The sequence below is a fragment of the Bifidobacterium lemurum genome, assembly GCF_014898175.1.
Taxonomy (GTDB): domain Bacteria; phylum Actinomycetota; class Actinomycetes; order Actinomycetales; family Bifidobacteriaceae; genus Bifidobacterium; species Bifidobacterium lemurum.
In genome coordinates this window covers 778,124-797,126 of the sequence record NZ_CP062948.1, presented here as the reverse complement: position 1 = coordinate 797,126, position 19,003 = coordinate 778,124, and the positions used below count along the sequence as shown (strand labels likewise).

General features: G+C 63.7%; 12 protein-coding genes. 9 read left to right on the top strand and 3 right to left on the bottom strand.

Annotated features, from left to right (window positions below; all coding sequences use genetic code 11):
- Window positions 1-162 precede the first annotated feature (162 nt).
- Window positions 163-2,076: a 2-isopropylmalate synthase gene (leuA, locus tag BL8807_RS03050; protein WP_072726993.1), complete on the top strand. Its 1,914-nt coding sequence runs from the start codon at window positions 163-165 to the stop codon at window positions 2,074-2,076.
- A 77-nt stretch (window positions 2,077-2,153) separates the two neighbouring features.
- Here the strand turns inward: leuA and BL8807_RS03045 are convergent, their stop codons facing one another.
- Window positions 2,154-3,920, bottom strand: coding sequence for a family 43 glycosylhydrolase (locus tag BL8807_RS03045; RefSeq protein ID WP_072726992.1), 1,767 nt, complete (start codon window positions 3,918-3,920; stop codon window positions 2,154-2,156).
- A 258-nt stretch (window positions 3,921-4,178) separates the two neighbouring features.
- Window positions 4,179-5,789, bottom strand: coding sequence for a glycoside hydrolase family 43 protein (locus tag BL8807_RS03040; protein ID WP_072726991.1), 1,611 nt, complete (start codon window positions 5,787-5,789; stop codon window positions 4,179-4,181).
- Between the two features lie 122 nt (window positions 5,790-5,911).
- On the opposite strand from BL8807_RS03040, the gene BL8807_RS03035 reads away from it, so the two are divergent.
- The 8 genes from BL8807_RS03035 to BL8807_RS03000 all read left to right on the top strand — a co-directional run bounded on the left by BL8807_RS03035 (window position 5,912) and on the right by BL8807_RS03000 (window position 16,364).
- Window positions 5,912-8,068, top strand: coding sequence for a family 43 glycosylhydrolase (locus tag BL8807_RS03035; RefSeq protein ID WP_072726990.1), 2,157 nt, complete (start codon window positions 5,912-5,914; stop codon window positions 8,066-8,068).
- A gap of 27 nt (window positions 8,069-8,095) precedes the next feature.
- Window positions 8,096-9,175: a LacI family DNA-binding transcriptional regulator gene (locus BL8807_RS03030; protein ID WP_072726989.1), complete on the top strand. Its 1,080-nt coding sequence runs from the start codon at window positions 8,096-8,098 to the stop codon at window positions 9,173-9,175.
- Window positions 9,176-9,346: 171 nt separating this feature from the next.
- Window positions 9,347-10,363, top strand: coding sequence for a glycoside hydrolase family 43 protein (locus BL8807_RS03025; protein WP_072726988.1), 1,017 nt, complete (start codon window positions 9,347-9,349; stop codon window positions 10,361-10,363).
- A gap of 302 nt (window positions 10,364-10,665) precedes the next feature.
- The gene (locus BL8807_RS03020) at window positions 10,666-12,252 is read left to right on the top strand and encodes an extracellular solute-binding protein (RefSeq protein WP_072726987.1); all 1,587 of its coding nucleotides are present in this window, start codon (window positions 10,666-10,668) and stop codon (window positions 12,250-12,252) included.
- 206 nt (window positions 12,253-12,458) lie between these two features.
- Window positions 12,459-13,442: an ABC transporter permease gene (locus tag BL8807_RS03015; protein ID WP_083570363.1), complete on the top strand. Its 984-nt coding sequence runs from the start codon at window positions 12,459-12,461 to the stop codon at window positions 13,440-13,442.
- Window positions 13,443-13,477: 35 nt separating this feature from the next.
- Window positions 13,478-14,437: a carbohydrate ABC transporter permease gene (locus BL8807_RS03010; protein ID WP_072726986.1), complete on the top strand. Its 960-nt coding sequence runs from the start codon at window positions 13,478-13,480 to the stop codon at window positions 14,435-14,437.
- Between the two features lie 149 nt (window positions 14,438-14,586).
- Entirely contained in the window at window positions 14,587-15,234 is a 648-nt protein-coding gene (locus BL8807_RS03005) for a YesL family protein (protein ID WP_072726985.1), read from the top strand.
- 53 nt (window positions 15,235-15,287) lie between these two features.
- Window positions 15,288-16,364 carry a glycoside hydrolase family 43 protein gene (locus BL8807_RS03000; RefSeq protein WP_226847442.1) on the top strand — a complete coding sequence of 359 codons (1,077 nt, stop codon included), beginning with the start codon at window positions 15,288-15,290 and terminating at the stop codon, window positions 16,362-16,364.
- A gap of 173 nt (window positions 16,365-16,537) precedes the next feature.
- Here the strand turns inward: BL8807_RS03000 and BL8807_RS02995 are convergent, their stop codons facing one another.
- A complete protein-coding gene (locus tag BL8807_RS02995; RefSeq protein ID WP_083570361.1) occupies window positions 16,538-18,916 on the bottom strand; it encodes a transglycosylase domain-containing protein in 2,379 nt (792 codons plus the stop codon).
- Between the last annotated feature and the right edge of the window lie 87 nt (window positions 18,917-19,003).

Genomic DNA, 19,003 nt, shown 5'->3' with positions numbered 1-19,003 from the left:
GGATGGGCGGGAGACCGTGCCCGGGCGATGGGCGTGATGAGACGGTCGGCGTTGTTTGGGGCCGATGAGCTGTACGATGGGGAGTTACGCATGTTTCGTGCGTGTAAACGACTATGAGCCGGCCCGGGAAGGCCGGCGTGACGCTCAAGCAAAGGAGGAACGATGGGTCAGGATCAATCGTCGGTTTTTGATCTCGCGGCGGTCGCCGCGATGTCCAACGGAGGGAACAACGACCCGCTGCTGCCTCCGGCGCGATTCATCGGTGAGCCGCAGAAGCCCAGCAGGATGCCGTACAACAAGTACGCGTCCTACAGCCAGCAGATTCCGTTCGACTATCCCGAACGCACCTGGCCGGGCAAAAGGCTGGAACGCGCGCCGCGCTGGTGCTCCGTCGACCTGCGCGACGGCAACCAGGCGCTGGTCAATCCGATGGATTCCGAGCGCAAGCTGCGCTTCTGGAACCTGCTCGTCTCCATGGGATACAAGGAGATCGAGGTCGGCTTCCCCTCCGCCTCCGAAACGGACTACGACTTCATCCGCATGCTGATCGAGCGCGAGCTCATCCCCGACGACGTAACGATCGTGGTGCTCACCCAGGCGCGCGAGCATCTGATCCGCAAAACCTACGAATGCCTCAAGGGCGCCAAGCGCGCCGTGGTGCACTTCTACAACTCCGTCTCCGTGCTGCAGCGCGAAGTGGTGTTCCGTCTCGACAAGGCCGGCATCAAGAAGCTGGCCACCGACGCGGCCATGCTGTGCAAGGAGCTGGAAGGCGACGCCGAGGGCATCGACCTGTACTACGAGTATTCGCCGGAATCCTTCACCGGCACCGAGCCGGAATACGCGGTCGAGGTGTGCAACGCGGTGATCGGCGTGATCAAGCCGACGCCCGAGCATCCGATGATCATCAACCTGCCGGCCACCGTGGAGATGACCACGCCGAATGTGTTCGCCGACCAAGTGGAATACGTGTCGAACAATCTCGTCGACCGCGACTCCGTGGTGCTGTCGCTCCACCCGCACAACGACGAGGGCATGGGCGTGGCCGCCACCGAGCTGGCGCTGCTCGCCGGCGCGGACCGCGTCGAGGGCTGCCTGCTGGGCAACGGCGAGCGCACCGGTAATGTGGATCTGGTGACGCTGGGCCTGAACATGTTCACGCAGGGCATCGATCCGCAGATCGACCTGTCGAATGTGCCGGAGATCCGCAAGACGGTGGAATACTGCAACCAGATCAAGATCTCCGAGCGCCACCCCTATGCGGGCAACTTCGTGTTCACCGCGTTCTCCGGCTCGCATCAGGACGCCATCAAGAAGGGTCTCGAAGCCCGTCAGATGGCCGCCGAGCGCGCCGGCGCCGATTTGGACAGCTTCGTGTGGCTCGTGCCCTACCTGCCGATCGACCCGAAGGACATCGGCCGCACCTATGAGGCGATCATCCGCGTCAACTCGCAGTCCGGCAAGGGCGGCATGGCCTACCTGCTCAAAACCAACCACAACCTGGACCTGCCGAAGCGCCTGCAGATCGAATTCGACCGCATCGTGCAGAAGTACGCCGACGAGACCAAGAGGGAAGTCAAGGACGAGGACATCTGGCGCCTCTTCAAGGACGAGTACCTTCCGGTCGAGGAGGGCGGCAAGACGGCCGCCGGCGCCGTGGTGGGCGACGCGGCCGACGAGACGCTGGAACAGTGGGGCCGCCTCAAGCTGCTCAAGGTGTCCGTCTCGTCCGGCGAGGACGGTTCCGACACCGTGCTCAAGGTGACGCTGCTTGACCGCGGTGTGAATATGGGCGACGACTCGGATGACGTCGTGCGTGAGCTGTCCGGCATCGGCAACGGCCCGATCGCCGCGTTCATCAACGCGGTGAGCAGCTTGGGCATCAACGTGTCCGTGATGGACTACGTGGAGCACACGATGACCGCGAGCACCGACGCCATGGCCGCCTCCTACGTGGAATGCCAGATCGGCGAGGAGCCGGAGAGCGAGATCATCTGGGGCGTCGGCATCGATTCCTCGATCATCACCAGCTCGCTGAAGGCGATCATCTCCGCGATCAACCGTTCCGAACGCTGATTCGCGTAGAACGTTCCGCACGCATATGGTGAAGCCCCGAACCTTGTGCTCGGGGCTTCACCATATACCGCGGGATCTTAGATCTTCGCGCCCCAGATCGCCTGGTTGCCGCCGATGGCGGTGAAGGTGAGCGTGGGGCGGCCGTCGGTTTCGCGGGGGAGCACGGCGAACACGCCCGTGTAGGTCACGTCGTCCACGGTGATTGCCATTTCCGCGCGACAGCAGGACGGTCTCCACATGGATTCGCGCAACGGTCGGGATGCGGCGGATGCGGCGGATGCGATGTTCGCGACGGTATTGCTCTGCGGATTGCAGGCGTCGGGATGGGCGGTCTCGCTGGGAGTGGAGCCTGCGGTCTCGCTGGGAGTGGGGCCTGCGACCGTGCCGGATGCGCCGAGCGGACGCCATGATCCGCAGGTGACCGGTCCGTCCGTCTCGCGCGGCAGGTTCGCGTCGGACGTGTCGTGGAACGACACCACGCCGCCTTCGGTCACGCGGCCGTCCTCCTGCAAGGTGACGGCGCGCGGCAGGTTGACGCCCTCCCAAGAGCCGTCCCCGCGCCGCTTGCCGTTGAAATACGTATGCGGATCATGCAGCACGATCTCATACTCGCCGGCCAGTTGATCCCGGGCTGTCGGTGCCATTGCCGGAGCGCCTTGGTATTCGTAGGGGGCGGCGGCCAGCCATCCATCGGGCGTAGGCAGCAGCTCGCGGATATGCGTCTCGTAATCCTCTTCGGCGCGGGCGATGAACCGCGTGTGGTAGACGAGGAAGAGCCGCCCGTCCGAACCGCGCCGCAACACGGAATTGTGCCCCTGCGCGACTTCGACCGTCTCGTCGCACGCGGGTCCGCCTCTCCATTTGACCGACGAGGTGAGACGGATGCCGGTTCCTCTGGTGTGGTTGTTGGGAATCTCGCCTGCGGAAATCGCGGGATTGCCGTTCTGGTCGAAATACGGCCCGACAAGGTTCTTCGAACGGAACAGGCGGATCTGATAGCCGCCCTCGCGGCCGAGCCAGCCGTATGCCATGAACAGATACCACCACCCGTTCTCGCGCACGAAATACGAGCCTTCGCCGGAATTCCAGTAGCCGCCGGCCACCTTCACGCCGTAGTACGGGTCGGCGGCGTCCTTGACGAGCGGATAGCGCGTCGTGTAGTCGCGCAGGCCGGTGGCGGGGTCGAGTCTGAACATCCAGACGCCGCCGAACCACGAGCCGACGCTCATCCACATCTCGCCGTGCTCGCACAGGATCGGCGTCGCGTCGATCGCGTTGATGCGCGTGTCCTTGAGCGACTGATAACGCGCCAGATCGCCGCTGGCCTCGTCTCCCAGCACGCGTGGCACGTCGGTGAGTCGCACGTTGTCGGGTGTGAAGCCGGAGTAGACGACCGGTCCCGCGTAGGTCCAGTCGCCGTTCAGATGCTCGGCGGTGAGCAGCACGATGACGGAGCGGAAATTCGCGCCGTTCACCGACATATACATGCACCATCGGCGCATGGTCTCGTTCCAGATCACGTCCGGCGCCCACGTGTTGCCTTCGAGTTCGCGGTTTTCGGGCTGGCTGGGCCAGTCGCTCCAGATCTCGTCGAGCAGGGCGTGCGGGTCGCGGCTCAGATTGTTGTCGAACCGTTCCCAGCGCACGAGGTCGCGGCTTTTCGCGAAGCGGCGGTGCGTGCCGAAGATGTAGTAGACGCCGTTCTCTTCGACGATGGCGGGGTCGTGGATGGCGACGCGGCCATCGGCCAGCGGATATTCGGCTGGGCGTTCGGCGGTTCCGACGTTGTCGCTGACTGTCTCGCTGACTGTTTCTCCGACGGTTTCGCTGGTGTGTTCTGACATGGGATGTTTCCTTGGATGCGGGTGGACCGGTTCACGGTCCCCTCCGACGGTGGGTCGTCAAAAAGGACCGTGAAACATGTTCGTATGGCGTGTTTCACGGGACTTTCCGACTTCTGATGTCGGAAAGTCCCGTAGGCGGGCGTGTGTCGTGGCCGGGGCGGGACACCTGGCGGATTGAGCCGTCAGCACGCGGCCGGCTGGGGCGGGATTGACCGGAATGGACGAAACGTGTTCCGCGTCACGCCCGGCTGTGGTCGGTCAGAGCTGGGACGCCCAGATGGTGACGTTGTCGCCGAGGGCGGTGAAGGTCATGACCTCCTTGCCGTCCACGTCGCGCGGCAGCTTGGCGAAGTCGCCGGTGTAGACCACGTCGCCGAGGGTGAGGGTCACCTGGTTCGATCCGTCCGCGGCCTCCCATGTGCCGGTCTGGTCGCCCGAGACGGTGCCGTCGGCGTTCAGTGTGATGTTTACGGGCCGGTCCACGCCGATGTATTCGGTGCCGTCCTTGTCGGCCGGATTCGTTTGTCCTTTGAAATACGTGTGTTTGGACAATGTGGCCAGCTCATAGTCGCCGACGATATTCTCCCGCGCGTAGCCGGATGTGTCGGCGACGGCGCCGACGAACTCATAGGGCGCGGCCACCAGCCATCCGTCGGAGGTCGGCAGCAGTTGGCGCACGCGCACCTCGTGCTCCTCGCCGCGTCCGGAGAATCGGGTGTGGTAGACGATGTAGGCGTTGCCGTCATCGTCGACCATGGCGGAGTTGTGCCCTTGGGCGACTTCGATGTCGGCGTTGTCGTTGCCGCTCCATTGGATCGAACTCATCAGGCGGATGCCGGTGTCGCCGGTCCAATTGCCGTTGACCTCTTCGGTGGAGACCGCGGCGTTGCCATGCTCGTCGACGTAGGGGCCGGTGATGTCTTCGGAACGGAACATGCGCACCTGGTATCCGCCCTCCTGCTGCAACGCGCCGTAGGAGGCGAAAAGATACCAATAGCCGTTGGTATGCAGCAGATAGGAGCCCTCGCCGGAATTGCCGTAGCCTCCGCCCAATTTGATGCCGTAGTAGGCGTCGGACCGGTCGGCGACGGTCTCGTAGGTGGTTCCGTAGTCGCGCAGGCCGGTGGCGGGATCGAGTTTGAGCATCCACATGCCGCCGAACCACGATCCGAAGGTCATCCACATATCGCCGTTCTCGTCGGTTTTCACACACGGGTCGATGGCGTTGATCTCCGTGTCGGTCGGGCTGAGGTATCGGGTGATGTCCGCGCCGTCGCCGAGCACTTCGCCCACGTCGGTGCGCTCGACGGTGTTGTTGTTGAACCCCGAATAGACGACGGGCCCCACATAGGTCCAGTCGCCTTCGATGTCGTCGGCGGTGAGCAGCACGATGGTGGAGCGGTAGTTGATGCCGTTGACCGACATGTACATGCACCATTTCTTCATGGTGTCGTTCCACACCACGTCCGGGGCCCACATGTTGCCGGTGAGTTCGGGATTGGCGGTCTGCTTGGACCATTCGTCCCAGATTCCGCCGAGGATGTCGTCGTAATCGGTGCTCAGGTTGTTTTCGAAAGTGGTCCAGTTGACCAGATCGTCACTTTTGGCCCATGCGCGGTGGGATCCGAACACATAGTAGGTGCCGTTGGCTTTGACGACCGATGGGTCGTGGACGGAAACGCGGGCGATGCCGGATTGTTCGGTGACGGTGTCGCGGCTGGTCGCCGTGTTGGCCTGATTGGCCGCCTCTCCGATGCCGTCCGCTGCGGATCCGCCGATGCCTTGTGTGCATCCGGCGAGCGCGCCGACCAGCATGCCGGCTGCGAGGACGGTGGTGGCGGCGTGGCGGAGTGCCGTGATGGGTGCCATATGCTCTTCTCCCCTTCGTTGATGTGAGTTGTTCTGCGTGTTGTCAAATTTGTACAACGATGTAACTCGCGCTATAGTGTACAACGTTGTAAAGGAAAAGGTCAATCCGGAAGGATATCACGATGTTGGGCACCACCTCCCTGCTGTGCTATACCTGCAAGCCCACCAAGCGCGAAGAGGCGAACAACGCCGATATCGCCCTGAGCATGCACCTCGCGCTGCGCTCGCGCGCCTGTGGCGACTGGATGCCGTTGAACGAGAACTACGGCATCTTCTTCGCCGCCGGAGTGCCGAGCGCCGCCTGCTCGCGCGCCGACGGGAATCCTGCGGGAGACGCGCGCGCCGCCTGCGTGGCGGCCGCCCGATTCGGCGTGGACCCCTACGACGACGGCCGTGAGGCAAGCCCGGCGGTCGCCTACGGCGCGGTGATGCCGGAAGTCGACATCGTGCTCAAAAGCCTGCGCGACCCCTACCTGTTCCGTCTGGCCGACGGCGGTTTCGGCATCGCGGCGACGCGCACCGCGCGCGGCGGCGATCCCGACGGGTCGGAGCGTTCGTCGTTCCTGCTGGCCGTCAGCCGCGATCTGACCGATTTCGAACAGCTCGGCCAGGTGGTGCTCGACACCGACGCCGGCGTGAACAAGCCGAGCGTGGAATTCGACCAGAACGCCGGCGAATACCGTATCCGTTGGCGTTCCGACGACGGCGTCGCGCGCATCGCGGTTGTGCGCGACATCGCCGAGGCCGTCGGACGCACGCTTGCCGTGGCCGATGATACGGAGGCGTTGGATGCCGCGGCGGCCGGCCGCGATCCGGCCGGTGCGTGCGCGGACGCCGCCGACGTCTACGGCATCGCCGACGTGGTGCCCGGCAACAGCATCGCCATCACCGAAAAGGAGGCGCGCACGCTGATCGCGCGCTTCGGCCGTATCTACAACACCGGCGCGTCCGTGCGCCCGTACTCGATACCGGCCTCGCTGCGCGGCGAGGAGGCCCGCGCCGCCGTATGGACGTTGCGCAACGTGTGCGCCGAACTCAAGTACTCCGACGGTTCGTCGGCCATGCGCGCGGTGGATTGGGACGCCGACGAGATCGGCCGTCTGAACGACGACCTCGCCGCCGGACGTCTGGTCGCGGGGGATCGCCGCGCCATCCACGGCCGCATCCGTCAGACCGTCTACCCCGTGCCGTTCGCGGTGGAACGCGCCGATCCGTCGGTGTTCGCCTGGAAATGGAACGGAGAGCCGCTGTTCCTGTTCATCGCCACCGAGGACGAGGACGGCAACTGCATCGACCCGCGCGGCGGGCGCACCCATATGCCGTTGCGCGTCGCCTCGTCCATCGCCCAGCTCTCCGATGCGGCAGGCGGCCGCGAGCGTGAGGTCGACCTGCTGGTGCGCGGCGACCTCAACTCCGAAGGCCGCGCGATGACCGGCTGCTTCTGGGCGCCGGAGCTGCACGTGATCGACGGACGTCTGTCCATACTGTTCATGCCCTGCTTCGACGGGCCGAGCGCCAACCCCGACGGCTCGCCCAACGACCGCGCCGGCAAACCGGATATGTGGACGGGAAGCTGCCATATCATGCAGCTCAGGCAGGATGCCGACGGACGCGACCTCGACCCGCGCGAGCCAGGCAATTGGACGGTTCCCGAACCGATTCTCGGCCCCGATGGCGAGGCGCTCAACCCCGTGCAGCGCATATCGCTCGACATGACGGTGATCGTCGATTCCGGCCGTTGGTACTACGCCTGGCAGCAGGTGGGCAGCGTATGGATCGCGGGTTTCGACCCCAAGCGGCCGAACCGCCTGACCTCCAAGCCGCGTCAGATCATCGTGCCGGAATACGCGTGGGACAACGCGATCGCCGAGGGGCCGAACGCGGTGGTGCACGACGGACGCATCTTCCTGATCTACTCGGGTTCGCTGGTCGGCATCGACTACACCACCGGTCTGGTGACCGCCCCGGCCGGCGAGAACACCGACCTGCTCGACCCCGCCACGTGGACCAAACTCGCCTACCCGCTGCAGAAGTCCGGCATGTACAACGGCGAATGGCAGCTCGGCACCGGACACGGCATGTGGTCTCACGACGAGGACGGCAACCTCATCTACGTGTTCCACAACGCCGAATACGAGGGCGGGCGCTACGGCGGCCGCGACGCCCAGGTGCGCCGCGTGCATTGGTCCGCGGAGGGCATGCCCGTCCTCGACCTGCAGTCCACCGAGGAGCTGCATCCGGACTATGCTTGTATAACGATGAACATCACCTTGTCATAAGTGAAGAGACTCTGAAGGAGACGAGAGATGCCGAGAAGATCCAATTCCGGCGAACAGCACGTGGTGACGATGCGGGAGGTCGCCAAGGCGGCCGGAGTGTCGATCAAAACCGTGTCCAATGTGGTCAACGACTACGAGTTCGTCTCCGACGCCACTCGTGACAAGGTCAATAAGGCCATCGCCGATCTCGGCTATACCGTGAACGTTTCCGCGCGCAACCTGCGCACGGGACAGACCGGCATCATCGCGCTCGCGATTCCCGATTTGGCCATGCCGTATTTCGCGCAGCTCAGTTCGTTGGTGATCGATGAGGCCAAAAAACTTGGCATGCGCGTGATCGTGGAGCCGACGTTGTATTCGCGCGAAGGCGAGATCGACGCGCTGCACGGTTCGCAGCAGGCCATGATGGACGGTTTGATCTTCAGTCCGTTGGAGCTGGGGCCGGACGACATCGATCAGCTCGATGTGGATTATCCGCTGGTGCTGCTCGGGGAGCGCATCTTCACCGACAAGGTGGACCATATCGCCACCGAGAACACCGAGGGCGCGAAACGCGCCACGGCGTACCTGCTGCAGACCGGATGCCGGCGCATCGCCGTGGTGGGCGTGCATCCCGGGGAGCGGGTCGGTTCCGCGGCGCTGCGTTTCCAGGGATACAAGGAGGCCTTGGATGAGGCCGGCGTTCCCTTCGACGAGAGTCTGGTGGTCCCCGCCGGCATGTGGCATCGCGCCAATGGCGTGCGTGCGATGAACGAGTTGCTGGACAGCGGCGTCCGTCCCGATGGCGTGGTGGCGTTGAACGACATGCTCGCTTCCGGCATGATGCAGTCGATCCAGATGCACGATCTGAGGATTCCCGACGACATCTCGGTGATCGGCTTCGACAATTCCGACGATTCGCAGTACCTCACGCCCGCGCTGACCTCGATCTCCCCCGGCCTGGAGGCGGTGGCGAGACTGTCGGTGAAGGTGCTCAAGGACCGCATCGACGGCGTCGCGCCGTTCGGTGGGACGCCCGGAGACGCCCCGGTGTTCCGCAAGGTCACGTCGAGTTTGGTGGTGCGTCAGTCGACCCGACCGCTGCCGGACAGGATGGTGCAGTACTGACGATGCTTACGCCGGTCGGAATGGGCCGGCGGCGTTTTGTGTGGAGAGGCCGATGCGTGGCGACGCATCGGCCTCTCTTTTTTACGCGTTAACGCGCCGACTTGTTTCAACGTTGTAAATCTGTTATATTCAACGTTGTAAACTCTGAAACGCAAAGGATTGAGGGAGAACATGGCTGTTTACAACAATCCGGTAGTGCTACAACGAGCCGATCCTTGGGTGGTCAAAGTGGACGGCGAGTACTACTTCACCGGTTCCGACCCCGAATACAACTGCATCGCGATTCGTCACGCGTCGACGATCAACGGATTGCAGTCCGCGCCCGAAACCGTGGTGTGGCGCAAGCATGAGTCCGGCCCGATGAGCAAATACATCTGGGCGCCCGAGCTGCACCGCGTGAACGGCGCGTGGTACATCTACTTCGCCGCGGCCGAGCGCGAGTTCGAGCCCAACGGCATGCCCACGCACCGCATGTTCGTGCTGGAGAACACCGACGACGACCCCACCACCGACAACTGGGTGGAGAAGGGGCGGATCGTCACGCCGATGGATTCGTTCTCGCTGGACGCCACCACCGAGGTGATCGACGGCGTGCAGTACCTCGTCTGGGCGCAGAAGGACTACGACATCCCCGGCAACTCCAACCTCTACATCGCCAAAATGGCCAATCCGTGGACGCTGGACAGCGAGCCGGTGATGCTCACCAAGCCCGAATACGACTGGGAATGCATCGACTTCCTCGTCAACGAGGGGCCCGCCTTCCTCTTCCACGGCGATAAGATCTACATCACCTACTCGGCCTCCGGCACCGGCGTGCCGTACGCCGTGGGCCTGCTCACCGCCGATCGCGACGCCGATCTGCTCGACCCGGCCAGCTGGACGAAGAGCCCGGTGCCGGTGTTCAAGACCTGCGCCGAGAACGGCCAGTACGGCCCTGGCCACAACTCCTTCGTCAAGGCGGAGGACGGCGAGACCGATCTGATGATCTACCACTGCCGCAACTACACCGACATCAAAGGCGATCCGCTGTTCGATCCGAACCGCCATGCCCGCGTCGGCGTGGTGGGCTGGACCGAATCCGGCCCCGACTTCGGCGTTCCCGAGCCGGATGTGGTGTGGACCCCCGCCACCACCGACGTGCTGCCCGCGGACGGAGGCCCGCGCGCCGGCGCGATGCTGGCCGCCTGAGGCGGCGCTGCCGGAGGATTCGTTTCGGCCGGAACGCAATGATTCCGTCCGGAACGCAATGATTCCGCCCCGATACAGTGATTCCGCCCGGGCCTTCCGTCCGGGCGGAACACGCGAAAACCGAAGAGCAACACAGCGTGTCCCGCTGATTTGTACAACGATGAAAATAGTTGTATAATCAAAATTACAACGTTAGAAATCGGAGCTGTGGCGATATGATCGCCGACAAGGAAGTCCTTGGACAGGGCCGGTGGTTCGACGAAGGATTTTGGTTTTACCGCCAAAGCAAGTAAGGAGAAACCATGAAGATCAAGAAGAGCCTTGCGGCCGCCATCGCACTGGCCATGATGGGCACCGTCAGCCTGTCGGCCTGCGGCAGCGACGGCAACGCCACGAACGCCGATGGCAAGCCGATCATCAAGATCAGCCTGATCAAGCGCAGCACCCAGATCGAAGCCGCGGACATGAAGCTCACCCAGGATCTGGAAGCCGCCTGCGACTGCGAGATCGAATGGGAGGAGATCCTCGACACCCAGTGGGCGCAGCAGGCCTCCACCGTGCTGGCCAGCGGCGACGTCGCCGACATCACCATCTGGGGCTACAACGCCGACAACTTCGCCCAGTACAACTACTGGGAGGATCTCTCCGACGACCTCGACTCCATGCCGAACGTGCAGGAATACTTCGAAGCCGTGCCGGAAGCCAAGATGTTCGGCTCCGACCTCGACGGCCACGTCTGGCAGGTGCCCTCCGACTACGGCAACGCCTCCGGCGCCAAGTGGTCCTCCGGCCAGAACCTCATGATCAACAAGTCCTGGCTCGACAAGCTCGGCCTTGAGGTGCCGACCACCTGGGACGAGCTGACCGAAGTGCTCACCGCCTTCAAGGAGCAGGATCCGAACGGCAACGGCGAGGCCGACGAGGTTCCGATGCTGATCAACCAGCTCGGCACCGCCGGATTCGGCTGGTGGAGCCCGTTCCTGCTGCTCAACGGCACCGGCATCAACACCCAGGTGATCACCTCCGCCGGCTCCCAGGGCATGTACGTCAAGGACGGCGTGGTGAACAACTGGATGCTCACCGACAACTTCCGCTCCGTCATCGAGTACTACCATTCCCTGATCGAGGCCGGCCTGATGCCCGCCGACGTGCTCACCCGCGACTCCTCGCTGAACACCGCCGACATCTCCTCCGACGGCGTGACCGCCAAGGTCGGCATGATCTTCGGCTGGAACACCGGCAACTTCGGCGACCTCTCCGACCAGTACGTCTCCATCGAGGTCCCCGCCGCCCCGGGCGTCTCCTATGAGGAGACCACCTGGGAGCCGCAGTTCCAGGACATCTACAACGGCGCCGCGGTCGCGGCCGGCCTGGACGAGGCCCACAAGGCCGCCGCGCTCAAGATCATCGACACCTTCCTCGATCCGGACATCTCCATGGAGTCCTACTACGGCGATCTCGACACCTACATCGAGAACACCGGCGACGGCGTCTACAACGTGATCCAGTTCCAGGACGACCTGTCCACCTTCGGCCTGGCCGACCGCGGCCTGACCTGGGTGCGCGAGGACATGTCCGTCACCGGCGACCAGGACAAGGTGCTGGCCGAGGAGGATGGCAGCGTGTACGCCACCCAGCAGTCCCACATCGGCGAGAACGACCTGATCCCGATGTACACCCGTCTGAGCGCCGAGGACAACACCACCGTCTCCAACAACAACTCGACCATCTGGAACTACGCCCTGCCGCTCATCTCCACCTGGATCCAGGACGGCGGCCTGACCGACGAGACCTGGAACGAGTACATCGAAACGCTCAAGAGCAGCGGTCTCGACCAGAACATCGAGCTGTGGCAGAAGGCCTACGACGACACCATCGCCGCCTCCTGAGCCGAGCATGAGCGCGCGATGACCCCATCCCGCGCATAACCGAAAACAACATAACAGGGCCCGATTCCCTCGCCAACACAGACGTGCGAACGGCAATCGGGCCCTGTGCCACCCGGCCCGGGCAATCGACGCCGTCGCATCGCGCGGCATCGCGCGACGCACTTGTCGCAATCCAAAGATCGCATTTCATTGAGGGAAGGATATCCATGGCTTCCGCAACACGAGGCGCGCACGGCGCCAAAGATCTGTCCTCCGCATCGCGGCAGGCGGGCGACAGCACAGCACAGCGGCCGTCTCTGATGGCCCGCATCGGCAACCACATGTCGCGCTACTGGCAGCTGTGGCTGATGTCCCTGCCCGCGATGATCTTCGTCGGCCTGTTCGCCTACGTGCCCATGTACGGCATCCAGCTCGCATTCCGCGAGTTCGTGCCCGGCGCGGGCCTTTCGGGCGGCAAGTTCGTCGGATTCAAATACTTCATCCAGTTCTTCAACTCCCCGCAGTTCGACGACCTGATCATCAACACGATCCGCGTCTCCCTGGGAACGCTGGTGCTGGGCTTCATCGCGCCGATCATCCTGGCCCTGCTCATCAACCAGATCGCCGGCAAGCGCACCAAATCCTTCGTGCAGACCATCACCTACATGCCGCACTTCATCTCCACCGTGGTCATCGTCTCGATGATCAACATCTTCCTGGCGCCGAACTCCGGCATGATCGGCCGTTTCCTGGGGGAGACGAACATTCTGGGCAACCCGGACGCCTTCGCCCCGATCTACTGGATCACCGAAGTCTGGCAGCACTGCGGCTGGAACTCCATCATCTATCTGGCCGCCCTCGCCGGCGTGGACACCTCGCTGTACGAGGCCGCCAAGATGGACGGCGCGGGCCGCCTCCAGCTGATCCGCTACGTGGACATCCCCACGATCCTGCCCACCTGCGGCATCCTGCTGATCCTGAACATGGGCTCCGTGCTCGGCGTCGGATTCGAAAAGGTCTACCTGATGCAGAACTCGCTGAACCTGTCCGGCTCCGAGGTGCTTTCGACCTTCGTCTACAAGATGGGTCTGGTGTCCAACCAATACAGTTATTCGACGGCCATCAACCTCTTCAACACGGTCATCAACTTCCTGTTCCTGATCATCGCGAACCAAGTCGCCAAGCGGGCGTCCAACACCAGCATCTTCTGATGCGGAAACGAAACGTCAAGAAAGGATCATCAGCCATGAGCGCATCCGCCCCCACGCTCGCCGCCAAGGCCTCCAGCGCAGATATCCCGTGGAACCCCAAGGTCCGTCAGCACAAGACGCTTGGCGACTGGATCGTCGACATCATCATCGCGGCCATCATCGTGGCCGTGGTGTTCGTGACCATCTACCCGCTGTGGTTCGTGGTGATCGCCAGCTTCTCGAACGCCGGACTCGTCTCCCAAGGCGAGGTGGTGCTCTTCCCGAAGGGCATCAATTTCAACGGCTACGTCAAGGTGCTGCAGGAGCCGCGCATCTGGATCGGCTACCGCAACACCATCCTGTACTCCGTGGTCGGCACGCTGGTCAACATGCTGGTCACGCTGCCGGTGGGCTTCGCGCTGTCCCGCGCGGAGTTCAAGCCCCGCCGCGTCATCCTGTTCCTGTTCACCTTCACCATGTTCTTCTCCGGCGGCCTGATCCCGGGCTACCTGCTGATGAAGGATCTGAACATCCTCGACACCATGTGGGTGTTCATCCTGCCGGGCGCCGTGTCCGTGTTCAACGTGATCATCGTACGCTCCTTCTTCGAATCCTCGATCCCCGAGGAGCTGCATGACGCCGCGCAGATCGATGGCCTGGGGTATTTCGGATACTTCATCAAGATCGTGCTGCCGCTGTCCAGCGCCATCATCGGCGTGATCGCGCTGTACTACTTCGTGGGCCACTGGAACGACTACTTCACAGGCCTGATCTACATCAGGAACCAGAACAAGCAGCCGTTGCAGGTGATCCTGCAGAACATCCTGCTCGCCAACCAGGTCACCACGTCCGGTGGCGGCAGCAGCAACGGCCAGTCGATGATCGAACGCCAGCAGCTGGCCGATTCGATCAAGTACGGCATCATCATCGTCTCCACCCTGCCGCTTCTGGTCATCTACCCCTTCATCCAGAAGTACTTCACCAAGGGCGTCATGATCGGCGCCGTGAAGGGCTGATCGACGGATACCGTCCTGCGGAACTCCGACCCCGGCGCTGGTGACCGTACCCCGTACGGCGGCAGCGCCGGTTCATATCCGGACCATCTCCACGACATCGCCTATAAAGGTTTGCATAAGGTATGCCGCTCCACTGAAAGGGGACCGCGATGAAGCGATTCGCCGTCGGTTATGAATTCATCTGCCGTATGATCATGATGGTTGTGGTCGTTCACATCGCCTTCATCGCGCATATGCTGATGGGGTTGGTCGTGGCGGGTTTCTTCCCCTCGATCGCCGCCGCGTACGCCACCTATCGCACATGGCTGTTGGATGTCGACGACCGTTCGTGGACGATGAAACAGACATGGTCTGTGTTCCACCAGGCATGGAAGGCGGAGCTGAAGCCCGCCAACGCGTTGGGCTACCCGCAGTTCGTTGTCTGGCTGGTGCTGATCTGGGAATACTGGCTGATGAATTGGAACGACCTCGGCCCGGTCGGCTATGGGGTCTCCGGAGCCTTGCTGGTGCTCAACGTCGTCTACGGCCTGTTCGTGATGATGTCGTGGGCCGTCCATGTGAACTTCGACGAGCGGCTCTGGTGGCAGGTGCGCACCTCGTTCCAGATGGTGGTGGCCCGCCCGCTGTGTTCTCTGATGCTGGCCCTGCTGTTGCTGCTGGTGGTATGGGCGTACTACACATGGCCGGGGCTGATGGTGGCCTTCGGCGTCGCGGCGCCGGCGTTCGCCGCGATGGGCGCGATCTACTCCTTCGGCAGACTGCCGGGCATGGACGTGCACGTTTTGGAACCGCGCTGACATCGGTTCGGTCCGCTGGAGCGCATGGCGCTTCGAAACAGAAAGGAACGATTGTGAATACACGGAACGACGAGAAGTACGGCTACCTGATGGTCCACTTCCGCGAGGACCCGCACGGCTATGCCGAGCGCATCTATCTGGACCGCTCCGACGGCGACGACCCGCGCCGTTGGATTCCGCTCAACGGCGGCGAGCCGGTGCTCACCTCGGACATCGGCACCACCGGCGTGCGCGACCCGCATATCATCCGCAACCCGGAAACCGGCGTGTGGTACATCATCGCCACGGACCTGCGTGTGTTCGGCGGACTCGACGCCGAGGAGGGCAACGACAACTGGGGCTACTGGAGCCACCACGGCAGCACCGACCTCATCATCTGGGAATCCGACGATCTGCTGCATTGGCGCGGTCCCCGCACACTCGACGTGTCGCGCAGGGCCGACGGCTCGCGCATGGAACTCGGCATGGCCTGGGCCTGCGAATGCCTGTGGGTGCCGGACTACTACGACGAGGATCGCGCGGCCGGCCATGACGGCGGGCGCGGCGCGTTCGTGATGTACTGGTCGTCCCGCCCGTTCGCCGACGACGACCCCGGACACACCGATCCGGACTCGCACGACACCGTGCTGTGGGGCGCGACACGCGACTTCACCAACGAAACGTACGAATACGGCGGCGTGTTCATCGACACCGGCGGCAACTCCATCGACACCACCATGATTCAACGGCCGCTGCCGGACGGCGGCACGCGCACCTACCGCATCACCAAGGACAACAGCCACGGCAACGGCATCTGGATGGACCGCACCGACGCGAAACGCTGGTGGGAGCGGGGCGCGGAATGGACCACGGTCCAGACGCGCATCGGCGCGGAATACGCCGGCGGCGAGCCGGGCGGCGTGGAGGGGCCGGCCGTGTTCGCCAACCATCACAACGATGGGGGAGCGGGCGACGAATGGTATCTGCTGGTGGATGTGATCCCCTCGATCGGCTACCGTCCGATGGTCACCAATGATCTGGACGCGGGCTGGCGTTTGCTGGACGATCCCGACTTCGCTCTCGCCGAGCACACCAAACACGGCGGCGTCGTCTCGCTCACCCGCGCCGAATACGACCGGTTGGCGCGGTAGCGGGCCGCGTCCGCGCCAACCCAAGGGTGCGCCCAAGGATGGACCGAATCGGCGCGGATGGCGGAAGCCTCCGGATGGGCCGAACGGCCTGAACGCATCATCAATGACACGAGAGGCCTCGATTGGATTCGAGGCCTCTCGTGCCATATGCGCCGGATCACCGGATTGCGACGCTAATTGCCGCCGCTGGAGGATGAGCCGCCGGTGCCGGAGCTGCTTCCCCCGTTGTTCTCTCCGGGCGTGGTGTTGGAATCCTCGCCGTCTCCGCCGTCACCGCCGTCGCCTGAGGTGGGATAGTTCGGACATTCGGTGGAATAGCTAGGGTTGGCGGCGCACTGCGCGGCGAGCTCAGCGGCTTGCCTCTGCGCCTCCTCCTCGGCCTGGCGCTGGGCTTCCTCCTCGGCCTGCCTCTGGGCTTCCTCCTGGGCCTCCTGCTGCTCCTGGGCCTGCTGCTGTTGCTGCGCGACGGAGGTGCCCAGGCCCCACGTGCCGTCGGATCCGCCGATCTTGCCGTCGTCCGTGGCCGTGGTGAACTGCTCGACCTCCATGCCTTCCAAGGCCTGGCTCATGTACTCGCTGAACAGATGCGAGGGGTAGCCGGTGGAGGAGACGCCGTAGCCGGCGAATTCCGGCACCACCTGCGGGTTGCCGTTCTCATCCGGATTCCAGATGGCCCACACGTTGAGCAGGTTCGGCGTGTATCCCACGAAGGAGGCGGCGTTCTCGTCGTTCGCGGTGCCGGACTTGCCCGCCACCGGGCGGCCCAGCAGCGTGGAGACGCCGGCGGCCGTGCCATACGAGGTGGTGCCCTGCATGGCCTTCTGCACCAGCGCGCAATCGTTGGAGTCGAACACCTGCTCGTTCTCGGCGGGCGCGTTGTACAGGTCGTTGCCGTCGGAATCCTGCACGGAGGCGACCATATGCAGTGTGTTCTTCACGCCGTCGTTGGCGATGGTGGTGTGGCCCTGCGCCAGATCCCACACGGTGATCGCGTTGATGCCCAACACGTTGTAGGGGGAATCCTCGTCGATCTCGCCGGTGATGCCCGCCTCATGCGCGATTTCGGCGGTGCGCTGCGGGGTGAGCTTCTCGTTGATGGCCATGAACACCGTGTTCACCGAGTTGGCGGTGGCCTGGTACAGGTCGATGTTGCCCCAGTCGTTCTCCAACGCGTTGTTCACCTCGTCGGTGATGCCGGAGAAGTGCTGGTGGGAGTTGCCGTTGAACAGCGTGCTGAAGTTCACGCCCTCCTGCGCCGCTCCCAGCAGGGCGAAGGGTTTCATGGTCGAGCCGGGTTCGAACACCGCCTGATCGCAGTTGTTGAGCTGTTGCGTCAGATAATCCGATCCCGCGTAGACGGAGACCACCGCTCCCGTGTCGGGATCGACCGCGATGCCGCCCACCTGGATGGATTCGGGCATGTCTTCGGGGCGGGTGTCGCCCACGGTCTGCATGATGTCCTGCTTGGTTTTGTCGATGGTGGTGACGATCTTGTAGCCGCCGGTGTCGAGATCCTCCTGGGTGAAGGCCTCGGCGTTGATGAGCTCGCGTTGCACCATGGTGAGCAGGTAGCCGTTCGACCCCTGGTAGATGTTCTGCTGCGTGTTGTCGACGACGGTGGGGAAGGTGGATGCCTCGCTCGCCTCGGTGGAGGTGATGTATCCGTCCTCCTGCATGATGCTGAGCACGCGCTCGAAGCGCTGCTGGGCCATCTCCTCGTTCACCGCGGGGTCCCAGGTCGAGGGCGCGGGGATGATGCCCGCCAGCATCGCGGCCTCCGACAGGGTCAGGTCGTTGGCGTCCTTATCGAAATACGCCTGCGCCGCCGCCTGGATGCCGTACGAGTTGCGGCCCAGGTAGATGGTGTTCATGTAGTTGCACAGCACCTCGTCCTTGCTTTCGGTCTGCGCGATTTTGATGGCGAGGACCGCCTCGCGCGCCTTGCCGATATACGAGGTGGTTTCGCCCATGTAGTAGCGTTCCGCGTACTGCTGGGTGATGGTGGAGCCGCCTTGGCGCGTGCCGGTGGTCACGTTGGTGATGAAGGCGCGGGCGATGCCCTTCAGGTCGATGCCGGAGTTGCTGTAGAAGGTGCGGTCCTCCGAGGCGACGATGGCCTGGCCCACGTAGTCGGGCAACGATTCGCAGCTGATGATATCGCGGTTCTGCTCGGCGTAGGAGCCGATCTCCGTGGTGCCGTCGGCGTAGTAGACGGTGGTTTTCTCCGCCAGCGCGAATTTCTCGGGCTGGGGGATTTCCGTGGTGGCGTACAGGTAGACGAACAGGCCGATGCCGGCGAGCAGCGCGGCGCCGATCAGGCCGCCGATGATGCCCAGCGTCCATTTGAGCACGCGATGCTTGACGGGTTTGCCGTTCTTGCCGTTCTTCTTCTTCGACTTATGCGATCCGGATGCGCCCGTCTTCTTCACGCTGCCGTTGTTCCGTCGGTGGGACGTGGCGGTGCGTGTGCTGCGGCGGGGTCCGCGGGTCGAGGCGGCGCTCGACTCGGCGGCGCCGGCGGTGTTGCGGGCGCGACGTGTATATGAAGCCATGCGTTCCACCGTAACCGTTCCCCCTGAACAAGGCGGTCGATAAGAGCGAAAAACAAGGGTTCGGGGCGTTGATTTTCCCCGAACCCT